We start from the raw sequence: 8,697 nt of genomic DNA, 5'->3' as shown, positions 1-8,697 counted from the left end.
GCGTCGTTGCGACGCAAGATTAGGCGCTTGTTATCAAGCGCTACTTCGCACAGGTGCTGATCGAACAAATCCGGCTGTAACACGCCCTGCTTAAGCAGGGTGCGCACCTGTGCATCGGTTAGCGCGCTGATTGGACGTCCCTCTCGTATCGGCCAGGCACGTCAGCGCATCCATGGCAGCCTCTTTGCTTTGTAGAAGCTTGCTCGCGAGTTCGTTACCCACGTTGCTCTGCATGATTGTGTGCAGATCCTGCGCGACTTCCTCCGGCAAACGGAACAGGTGGTAGCTTCCGACACTCAGATATTCATCGTGCAATCGTCTGGCTGCTTCCAGCACTCCGTGGTACTGGACGAGGTGGGAAGTTTTCGAGAAGACAGGCTCCAAGAAAAGCCGACGAGCATTCTCATTTGCAGCAATGTCGATAGGTAGGATTCCTTCATCTCATCTCTCGTAGTTTATTTGTTCTGCTGACACGACCGGCGCAAGTAGTGACATTCATTGTTCAGTCACATTCCGCTCCCGTCCGAGCGGCAAACAGATAAAATATGAAATTCATCATCTCCACATTTTTTAATATGATATTGTAATATAGGCAGAGCTTATTAACCTCCAAATAACCAGCCTTACATGCCATCAACTCCCCTATCTCAGGGCTAAATTATAAAACGAGCGCTCATTTTATAGATGATTTAAAAGGGAGGTATTTTTTGCCGTTTTTTCTTTTTTAAAAGGAACAAATGATAAATAAGAATTTTCTATGATTTTACATCACAGTATTTAGGCGAATAATCAGAAACGAGTATTTACTTATTTGTATTGCATATTTTCCTCAAGAATGAAGAAAATGAAAAGGTAAAAGGTAAAAAGATATTTACAGATTTTTAAACTGTTTGATCGATTGAATTGAAATTTACTTTTTGTATTTATTTGTGCTCAAGGCCTCTGAGTGTCCAATTCTGCTTACTAGTGAACAAGAAGAGCACACCCAGCAAGAAATTCTGCCATTCCATTTCACACTCGATACACCTCATCCAATATCAGGCAACGCAGGTGGATATGTTGAGATTAACTGCCGAACTGAATCGCTAGATGAGCGTGATCGCACCGGCCTGGGCACCAATTAAGGAATCGTCAAGGCTGGGCAGCTGCAGCTTTCGCAGCTACTTGCTGCATACGATCGAGCTCTGCGCGCGCCTCAGACAGGAGTCGATCCCAATCGTCGGGCGGATGATCATCTTCTAGCATCTTGCGAAAAACCCGGTAGACATCATCGCTGCTCTCGTAAGCTCGCTTAGTGTTTTCATCATTCACCCAGGCGTAGACGATCACCTTGCTCGGGGCGTGATAACGGAAAAATAGGCGGTATTGCTGAAAGAACTTTGCACGGAACCAGTGCTTGTGCTCCTCACCAAGAGTATTGCCCTGCCGGTATTCCGGCCTTGCCGGATCCTGTGGAATAACCTCAAATACCAGCTTGGCAATCGCTGCCAGCCGCTTAGCAGCGTTCTTCTTGGTGAAGCCGCCTGGGTCTTTCTGCTTGAGTCCTTCGACTTGCTGAGTTAGCGTATCGAGTTGATCAAGAAACAGCGGATGGGCAAACACCGCCCAATCGTTGATGACTAAGGGGGCTGGCTTGCCCCTGCTCATTCATCATCTTCCGACAATGCTGCGTCGAGATCGACTTCGATGCCACCAACTAGCGACTGAATGCGCTGAGCAAGACCGGTGTCGATAGCCCGGAGCCGTTCCGGATGGCTGGCAATATCGCGCGCCAAAAAACTAAGGAACTGCCCAAGCACCGGATCATCACCTTCGGTGGCAGTAGCGCGCGTGAGCACCACTTCACCATTCTGACGGATGGTGTAATGGATCTTGTCGCGCTTACCGAGTTTAAGCGCACGGCGGACAGTTTCCGGCACCGTGGTCTGATAGCGGTCGGTGAGGGTAGATTCGACTTCGAGCGTAGCAGCCATAACACTCTCCCATGAATAGATTGAATGTATGAATAATAATGCATTTGCATTGCCATGTCAATGCGAGTGCATTACCTATTCACGACAAATCTACGCTACTGCCTAACTTATTGGATCAGGATTAGAGTTTCGAGTCATTTTTAGATAATCAAAGACAGCCCGAGTATTTAGCAAGAGTTTTTTCATCATTTCAGGGATTGTTTCACTTTGCTTCTTGTTTTTGAGTAAGCCAATGGCAAATCGTCGTAACCGGGTGATGTTTTCAGGTCCGAACCCCGATCGAATTTGACTACGGTCTTCGTCGTAATTCCAATCGATGATGTAGTGGCGGCTTGCTATGCTCCAGTGGGCCTCGGTTATCGCGAATGATCTGTTCTGGGGTAGCATGACTCGCGGGTACGCTTGTGATGCCGTAAACGATCTCTCGACTGATTTTGCCGGTCTTTTTGTGAATGAATTCTCTCTCGATCATAAAAGCCTGACAAACATAGGGAAAGTTAAGAATAACTATTCAGCATAAAAAGCAAAAAAATACTTGACAAGGTTTCTGTATAAAAAATTGTAGTGGCGTTGTAGGTTAAGTTATCGAATAGAGTCTATCTATTAGCCTACCAAGACATGTTCTAGGGGAAAGAAGACATTCGGCACCCCTGGGAGAGTCCGCAATATTATTTTGCTGTAGAGCGCGTTATGAAGGCAAAAAATTGGTTTTCAAAAGTGGGCATACAATAAGCTATTAGCTATTGAAAGAACGTCGCTAACGGTATACCAAATTGACGACCAATGATATTGATGTTGAAGCCACGATAAGAAAGGTGCAAGCGCTTTTGCCGTGCGCGTAGCTATCTTTCTACCTGCAGAAAGAATAATGTGTCTGCTTCCGAAGCGCTTACCCTTCTCTTCTCAGGTAAATTGCCAGATTTTATCTCGCAGTAAAATCGGTCATAGCCTACACTGAATAGTTGCATTCAATTTTGCTATTACGCAATATAAAGAGAGTAGCGGTGATGCGCTATTTTGCGGGAAAATCCCGTGATGTGTCTTACCCAACCCGCGCCGGGTGGTATCGAATGGATCGCCGCCAAACCGTCATTAAGCCGCATCGACTCGCACCCTGGTATCTTAACCCGCACGGCGGGAATGGCTGAGCTAAATGCCAAAATTCTGGAACGGCCGTTTTGACGCATTGGATGCAATGCTTTTAAAAGGACACGACACAACGAAAGGAAATAACGATGAGCACAACACCGATTGATGCCAAACTGGACCTCGTACTTAAACGGGAACTGGCTGTCCCTGTAGACCTGGTCTGGCGCGGCCTGACCGAACCGGAACTTGTCAAGCAGTGGTTCTGCCCAAAACCTTGGCAAACAACCGAATGCCGTATTGATTTACGTCCCGGCGGCGAGTTTTACACGAACATGCAAGGGCCAAATGGTGAGGTCCATGCTGGCGCGAGCTGCTTTTTGGAAATTGTGCCGCAGGAACGGCTGGTCTGGACGACCTCATTACTGCCTGGATACCGGCCTAAATCTCCGCTTTCTGTGGACAGCAGCTCTTGTGAGAGTATCAACTTTACATGCATCATTACGTTGAAAGTAATAGAAGGCGGCACGGAATATGTCGCCCATGTCATGCACAGTACACCAGATCAGATGAAAGCGCACCAAGAGATGGGTTTCCACGAAGGTTGGGGGACAACAATCACGCAACTCGAAGAATTGTTGAAACAAGAGAAGGCATAACTGGTGGCCGCAAGAAAGACAAGTAATGACAAAAAAAGAGATAGCCGGCGGTGTGGCGCATGAACTGCCGGCAGATTTAAAAAAGCCATGATTACCAATCCTGAAGCCCTGGAAACCTGGGAGGATATCACCCCGCTTGCTCGCAATGAATGGATATGCTGGGTTGAATCCGCCAAAAAATTAGCAACGAGGAATAAGAGAGTCAACCGGAGACTGCGAAAGCCTGAGTGAAGGTAAACGCCGCCCTTGCTGTTGGTCTGGCTGCCCGCACCGATAAAATGATCAAAAGGAGAATATCCATGCAGAAAATTGCAACATGCCTGTGGTTCGACCACGGCGAAGCCGGTAAAGCGGCAGAATTTTATGCCGCCACCTTTCCCGATAGCCGTGTGGAACGGGTGAACACCGCACCCAGCGATTTCCCCGGTGGACAGGAAGGCAGTGAATTGACCGTTGAATTCACCGTGCTTGGGCGGTCGTTTATCGGCTTGAATGGCGGCCCGAATTTTACTCCTAACCAAGCCGTTAGCTTTATGGTGCTGACCAACGACCAGGAAGAGACCAACCGCTATTGGAACGCGATCATAGAGAACGGCGGCAGTGAGAATAACTGCGGCTGGTGTCAGGATCGTTGGGGTTTTTTCTGGCAGATTACGCCAAGGCGGCTCATGGAGCTGACGACAGGACCTGACCGGGAGAAAGCGAAACGTGCTTTCGACGCGATGATGACGATGAACAAGATCGACATCGCTGTGCTTGAAGCTGCGGTGCGCGAATGAAAATATCATTCAGGCAGGTGAAGACACACGAAAGAAGGATGGATACGATTTATAAACCACGGAAAAGGATTTTTGATTATGACTTACGTAGATGGATTTGTTTTGCCCGTGCCGGAAGACAAAATTGACGCTTACCGGGAAATGGCTGAAAGCGCAGGAAAAATCTGGATGGAACACGGTGCACTCCAATACAAGGAATGCGTACTGGAAGATGCCAGGCCGGAAATACCAGAAGATGCGCCTGCAACCTGCAAAATAACGCCATTCGGCGAACTAGCGGGGACAAAAGACGGAGAAACCGTTATTTTTGCCTTTATCATTTATAAATCCCGCGAACACCGGGATGAAGTAAACAAAAAAGTGATGGCCGATCCGCGCATGAAAGAAGCCTGCGACGAAAACAATATGCCGTTCGATCCCTCTCGTATGACCTATGGTGGATTTGAAGTCCTTGTGGATTTATAGATGATTTCCAGAAATGAAGACGGCACACTTACAGCAGAATGGTATTAAAAATACGCAGTTAATAAATTTGAACTTCTATCTTGACACAGCTTGTACAAAGTCATTCCGAAATATTGTAAATTGTATCGAGCTAGTCAAACAACGTTTACTCCACCTCATGAATATGACTGTGGCATTTGTCGTGAAGGGAGAAGATTTTTTTGATACAGACCTCGTAATAATTCGAGGCTGGTTACTTTGTACTGCCTGCAATTAGGAACATGTAGGAATTCAGTGTTTTTGGCTTTCCGGTAAATATCCCTATCATAAATAACACCTAATCACCTCACTTGACTTTACCCGTCAATGACGGATAATTGGGCTATGCTCACCATCGTTGAAACAGAAGACTTTGAACGACTCTGGCCGCATTACTGGACGGAGCAAGAATACAATGAGTTCATTACTTTCACCAGATATAGGTGATGTCGTCAAAAGCTCAGGTGGCATGCGGAAAGTTCGCTGGAGTCGTTCAGGTTCTGGAAAATCCAGTGGTGTACGTATCATCTATTTTAATCGCTTAACTAATGGTGAAATCTGGTTAGTGTTCATCTACGCAAAAAGCAAGTTGGATACCACTAGCGCTAAAACATTGAAGGAAATCAAACATGAAATCGAGAAAACCATTGACTAATGAAGAACTAGAAGCCTGGGAAAACAGCAGGGACATGGAAGCTGAATTACTAAAATCGGTAAAGCAAATGGTTGCAAAAAAAGGCCATGTGGTGATGTCCCCCGTTATTTCTGCACGTAAGAAATCGGGTCTTTCGCAAACTGAATTTGCCAAACTGTTAGGTGTGTCAGTACGAACCCTTCAGGAATGGGAACAAGGCCGCCGTCAACCCAGTGGTGCAGCTAAAACCCTGATTGCCATTGCTGAGCGCCGCCCTGATGTTTTGAAGGAAATCGCTGTACTGTATAGTAATTTGCCTTTAGCAGACCATGGCACATCAAATATGATCTGTTAAAAGATTAAAGCATAATCGTTTCTATTTTCGATCCATCTCTAAAATACAATCGATTGACCCTTCCTGCATAACTGACAATCGAGTTTAATTAGTTCTATCAAGTGGCATGCTGAGTAATAGCCAAGCAAAGCCCGTATATCTGTTTAAGCTTTCACAGAAAAATTAATAAAGAAACCTCTCACCAATAGTGGACGCTCTACCAGTTAAAAGAGTCGACCGGCAGTACCAAATAAAGCGAAAATTAGTACCAAATAGCGCGAAAAGTTACAATAGCTTACTAAGGGAAATATATACAAAAGCCACAACAGGGTTATTTTTCGGTGAGCGCCCCATTAGCGCCCCATAAAGAAAAAACGGCTTAGGTTATTAAGCCTAAACCGTTGATTTTACTGGTGCTGTTGAGAGGAGTCGAACCTCCGACCTACTGATTACGAATTCTAAAATATACTGTTTTATGTTGTTTTAGAATTTTTGAAACTCTATTAATGTCATTGTTTTGTATTGATTTTTACTGCCATGTTGTTTTAAACTCCACCCCATAGTTTTACGCCTACTGTCTACATAGTGTCTACATGGCGTCTGCATGAAAGGAGATTGAAACAATGACATCCCAAACGCCTCCGCAGAGAATCACAAAATCCTATGTAGACCGATTGTCTACACCAGCAACTGGTCAAGCTTTTGTGCGTGATACCGAGCTTAAAGGTTTTGCTGTGCGCGTCACTTCTTCCGGCGCAAAATCATTCATCCTGGAAAAACGGATTGATGGCAAGGTTAAACGACTAACCCTTGGCCGCTATCCCGAATTAACCGTTGAGCAAGCAAGAAAAGAAGCGCATAAGTTGCTAGGCCACATTGCTGTCGGTCGCAATCCTGCCGCCGAGAAAAAGCAGGAAGCCTTGCAAGGCACGACACTGAAAAAAGCTTTTGATGATTTCGTCAAAACCCGGAAAAATCTCAAAGAGCGAACGCTCTACGATTACCGACGGCTGATGAATGTCGTGTTCACCGACTGGCAAGACAAAGCAATGACCAGTATCAGCAAAGATATGGTCAGCAAACGCCACAATAAAATCGGATCAGAAAGAGGTGAAGCCTATGCCAATCTGGCCATGCGCTTTTTGCGTGCGCTGTTTAATTTTGCCATTGCTCAATATGAATATGGCAACGGGCATTCTATTCTGCGTGAAAATCCAGTGATGCGCCTTACCCAAACCCGCGCCTGGTATCGGGTAGATCGCCGCCAAACGGTAATCAAACCCCATCAGCTTACCCCTTGGTATCAAGCAGTTATATCACTAAAACAAGATCCAATTTCCAGTCAATCTGCGCTGGTTGCCGATTATCTTTTATTTCTTTTGTTTACGGGCCTGCGGCGTCAGGAAGCTGCAACCCTGAAATGGTCTGATATTGATCTGGATGATCGATCTTTCACATTGAAAGATACCAAGAATCGAGAACCTTTGACATTACCGCTCACCGATTTTGTTTTCAATCTGCTGCAAAGCAGAAAAGCTGTAGAAAATTCTGAATATGTTTTTGCCGGAGAGGGTAAAGCAGGCTATCTGATTGAACCTCGCCGCCAAGTGCAGAAAATCATTCAATTATCCGACGTATCGTTTACATTACATGACCTGCGCCGGACTTTCATCACCATTGCCGAAAGTATCGACATATCCGCCTACGCACTTAAACGGCTGGTGAATCATAAAATGACCAATGATGTAACGGCTGGTTATATTGTCAGCGATGTAGAACGTTTAAGAAAACCCATGGAGCAGATATCTATTCAGCTATTACGATACTGCAAAGTTGATGAAGAAAAGAAAATATTGCAGTTCCCTATACCTCGGCACACTTGAATATAATATTTTATAACTTATAATATGCGCGAGTCTTACAATCTATTGATACGATCTCAAGCCAAGAAGAAATTGCAAAACTTGCCGCGATCAGATCGATTCAGGATTGCCGAAAAGCTGGCACAGCTTGGTCGCAATCCTGATGATAGCTCGCTAGATATCAAAAAGCTCGAAGGTGAGCCGTATTTTCGATTAAGGGTGGGTAACTGGCGTATTATTTTTGAGCGGCACGATATGGTTAGGATTATCACCGTCGAAAAAATCAAGCCGCGTGGAGATGCTTACAAATGACACTGCAAAAAATAAAATCCATACACGGTAAAGACGAGTATGTCTTAATACCAATGGCAGTTTATCGCACTCTGAAAGAGCAGATCGAAAAAGAATTGGCAGCTTGTAAAGCCAACCAGGATGCCGAGCAAGCCTATGAGCCATTTGTTCTTGAGGATTACGTCGATAACCCTGTGGCGTTAGCACGTATCAAGGCAGGGATTACGCAAGAAGAGCTTGCACAGCGCCTTGGCGTCAGTCAAGCGTATGTTAGCCAAATTGAACGCCGCAGCCAGGTAACCAATAAAATGCTTGAGCGGGTACACATCGCTATTCATGGGCAAAATGAAGGTAAAAAATAAGGCTACCTTGTACCTTTCATTATCAATGGTGAATTGCTGACACCGCGTAGCGGCTTGCTCTTGATAGGTTGTTACCACCCAAAAAATATAATCCCAATTCCTAATAGAAAAGTCAATAATTTTGGACATATAACTCATTCCCAAGAATCGCGATTCACTCATGTCAATGCAAGGAAATACCCCCACCACATAAGTGATTCGGTAGAATTAGAGCTATCGAAACTTTCACCTATA

At 45.3% G+C, this 8,697-nt stretch carries 14 protein-coding genes; 9 read left to right on the top strand and 5 right to left on the bottom strand.

Features of this window, described 5'->3' with window-relative positions; genetic code table 11:
- Nucleotides 1-90: 90 nt before the first annotated feature.
- The 5 genes from C8R30_RS15115 to C8R30_RS16025 all read right to left on the bottom strand — a co-directional run bounded on the left by C8R30_RS15115 (nucleotide 91) and on the right by C8R30_RS16025 (nucleotide 3,160).
- Entirely contained in the window at nucleotides 91-384 is a 294-nt protein-coding gene (locus C8R30_RS15115) for a BrxE family protein (protein ID WP_204799374.1), read from the bottom strand.
- Nucleotides 385-1,131: 747 nt separating this feature from the next.
- Entirely contained in the window at nucleotides 1,132-1,647 is a 516-nt protein-coding gene (locus C8R30_RS15105) for a type II toxin-antitoxin system YhaV family toxin (RefSeq protein WP_090667022.1), read from the bottom strand.
- Nucleotides 1,644-1,973 (bottom strand): type II toxin-antitoxin system PrlF family antitoxin, encoded by a 330-nt coding sequence (locus C8R30_RS15100; protein ID WP_090667023.1) that lies wholly within the window; start codon nucleotides 1,971-1,973, stop codon nucleotides 1,644-1,646. The genes C8R30_RS15105 and C8R30_RS15100 overlap by 4 nt, the downstream gene beginning before the upstream one ends.
- Before the next feature lie 289 nt (nucleotides 1,974-2,262).
- Nucleotides 2,263-2,445, bottom strand: a complete 183-nt coding sequence (locus C8R30_RS15760; protein ID WP_143068208.1) for a hypothetical protein — start codon at nucleotides 2,443-2,445, stop codon at nucleotides 2,263-2,265.
- Nucleotides 2,446-2,953: 508 nt separating this feature from the next.
- A complete protein-coding gene (locus C8R30_RS16025) occupies nucleotides 2,954-3,160 on the bottom strand; it encodes a hypothetical protein (RefSeq protein WP_181257825.1) in 207 nt (68 codons plus the stop codon).
- A gap of 48 nt (nucleotides 3,161-3,208) precedes the next feature.
- Between C8R30_RS16025 and C8R30_RS15090 the strand changes: the two genes are divergently transcribed.
- The 9 genes from C8R30_RS15090 to C8R30_RS15045 all read left to right on the top strand — a co-directional run bounded on the left by C8R30_RS15090 (nucleotide 3,209) and on the right by C8R30_RS15045 (nucleotide 8,463).
- Complete coding sequence (locus C8R30_RS15090) at nucleotides 3,209-3,718, top strand: SRPBCC family protein (RefSeq protein WP_107790498.1); 510 nt, start codon at nucleotides 3,209-3,211, stop codon at nucleotides 3,716-3,718.
- Between the two features lie 87 nt (nucleotides 3,719-3,805).
- Nucleotides 3,806-3,949 carry a YdeI/OmpD-associated family protein gene (locus tag C8R30_RS16745; protein WP_204799375.1) on the top strand — a complete coding sequence of 48 codons (144 nt, stop codon included), beginning with the start codon at nucleotides 3,806-3,808 and terminating at the stop codon, nucleotides 3,947-3,949.
- A gap of 68 nt (nucleotides 3,950-4,017) precedes the next feature.
- A complete protein-coding gene (locus tag C8R30_RS15080; RefSeq protein WP_090667029.1) occupies nucleotides 4,018-4,497 on the top strand; it encodes a VOC family protein in 480 nt (159 codons plus the stop codon).
- A 78-nt stretch (nucleotides 4,498-4,575) separates the two neighbouring features.
- Nucleotides 4,576-4,962 carry a DUF1428 domain-containing protein gene (locus C8R30_RS15075; protein ID WP_107790497.1) on the top strand — a complete coding sequence of 129 codons (387 nt, stop codon included), beginning with the start codon at nucleotides 4,576-4,578 and terminating at the stop codon, nucleotides 4,960-4,962.
- Nucleotides 4,963-5,395: 433 nt separating this feature from the next.
- Nucleotides 5,396-5,635 carry a DNA-binding protein gene (locus C8R30_RS15065; protein WP_258192073.1) on the top strand — a complete coding sequence of 80 codons (240 nt, stop codon included), beginning with the start codon at nucleotides 5,396-5,398 and terminating at the stop codon, nucleotides 5,633-5,635.
- Nucleotides 5,610-5,969 (top strand): helix-turn-helix domain-containing protein, encoded by a 360-nt coding sequence (locus C8R30_RS15060; protein ID WP_090667034.1) that lies wholly within the window; start codon nucleotides 5,610-5,612, stop codon nucleotides 5,967-5,969. Before C8R30_RS15065 ends, C8R30_RS15060 begins: the two co-directional genes overlap by 26 nt.
- Nucleotides 5,970-6,571: 602 nt before the next feature.
- Nucleotides 6,572-7,831, top strand: coding sequence for a tyrosine-type recombinase/integrase (locus C8R30_RS15055; RefSeq protein ID WP_107790495.1), 1,260 nt, complete (start codon nucleotides 6,572-6,574; stop codon nucleotides 7,829-7,831).
- A gap of 24 nt (nucleotides 7,832-7,855) precedes the next feature.
- Nucleotides 7,856-8,122 (top strand): type II toxin-antitoxin system RelE family toxin, encoded by a 267-nt coding sequence (locus tag C8R30_RS15050; protein ID WP_107784641.1) that lies wholly within the window; start codon nucleotides 7,856-7,858, stop codon nucleotides 8,120-8,122.
- Complete coding sequence (locus C8R30_RS15045) at nucleotides 8,119-8,463, top strand: helix-turn-helix domain-containing protein (protein ID WP_107784642.1); 345 nt, start codon at nucleotides 8,119-8,121, stop codon at nucleotides 8,461-8,463. Before C8R30_RS15050 ends, C8R30_RS15045 begins: the two co-directional genes overlap by 4 nt.
- Nucleotides 8,464-8,697 lie beyond the last annotated feature (234 nt).

The sequence above is a fragment of the Nitrosomonas nitrosa genome (assembly GCF_003051105.1).
GTDB lineage: Bacteria > Pseudomonadota > Gammaproteobacteria > Burkholderiales > Nitrosomonadaceae > Nitrosomonas > Nitrosomonas nitrosa.
Note: the sequence above shows the minus strand (reverse complement) of the source record. Positions and strands in the feature narration are given on the sequence as shown.

What these genes read in the sequence shown, in the direction of transcription:
- C8R30_RS15105 (WP_090667022.1), bottom strand. Translation starts at nt 1,647, where the DNA reads ATGAGCAGGGGCAAGCCAGCCCCCTTAGTCATCAACGATTGGGCGGTG.
- C8R30_RS15100 (WP_090667023.1), bottom strand. Translation starts at nt 1,973, where the DNA reads ATGGCTGCTACGCTCGAAGTCGAATCTACCCTCACCGACCGCTATCAG.
- C8R30_RS15760 (WP_143068208.1), bottom strand. Translation starts at nt 2,445, where the DNA reads ATGATCGAGAGAGAATTCATTCACAAAAAGACCGGCAAAATCAGTCGA.
- C8R30_RS16025 (WP_181257825.1), bottom strand. Translation starts at nt 3,160, where the DNA reads ATGCGTCAAAACGGCCGTTCCAGAATTTTGGCATTTAGCTCAGCCATT.
- C8R30_RS15090 (WP_107790498.1), top strand. Translation starts at nt 3,209, where the DNA reads ATGAGCACAACACCGATTGATGCCAAACTGGACCTCGTACTTAAACGG.
- C8R30_RS16745 (WP_204799375.1), top strand. Translation starts at nt 3,806, where the DNA reads ATGATTACCAATCCTGAAGCCCTGGAAACCTGGGAGGATATCACCCCG.
- C8R30_RS15080 (WP_090667029.1), top strand. Translation starts at nt 4,018, where the DNA reads ATGCAGAAAATTGCAACATGCCTGTGGTTCGACCACGGCGAAGCCGGT.
- C8R30_RS15075 (WP_107790497.1), top strand. Translation starts at nt 4,576, where the DNA reads ATGACTTACGTAGATGGATTTGTTTTGCCCGTGCCGGAAGACAAAATT.
- C8R30_RS15065 (WP_258192073.1), top strand. Translation starts at nt 5,396, where the DNA reads ATGAGTTCATTACTTTCACCAGATATAGGTGATGTCGTCAAAAGCTCA.
- C8R30_RS15060 (WP_090667034.1), top strand. Translation starts at nt 5,610, where the DNA reads ATGAAATCGAGAAAACCATTGACTAATGAAGAACTAGAAGCCTGGGAA.
- C8R30_RS15055 (WP_107790495.1), top strand. Translation starts at nt 6,572, where the DNA reads ATGACATCCCAAACGCCTCCGCAGAGAATCACAAAATCCTATGTAGAC.
- C8R30_RS15050 (WP_107784641.1), top strand. Translation starts at nt 7,856, where the DNA reads ATGCGCGAGTCTTACAATCTATTGATACGATCTCAAGCCAAGAAGAAA.
- C8R30_RS15045 (WP_107784642.1), top strand. Translation starts at nt 8,119, where the DNA reads ATGACACTGCAAAAAATAAAATCCATACACGGTAAAGACGAGTATGTC.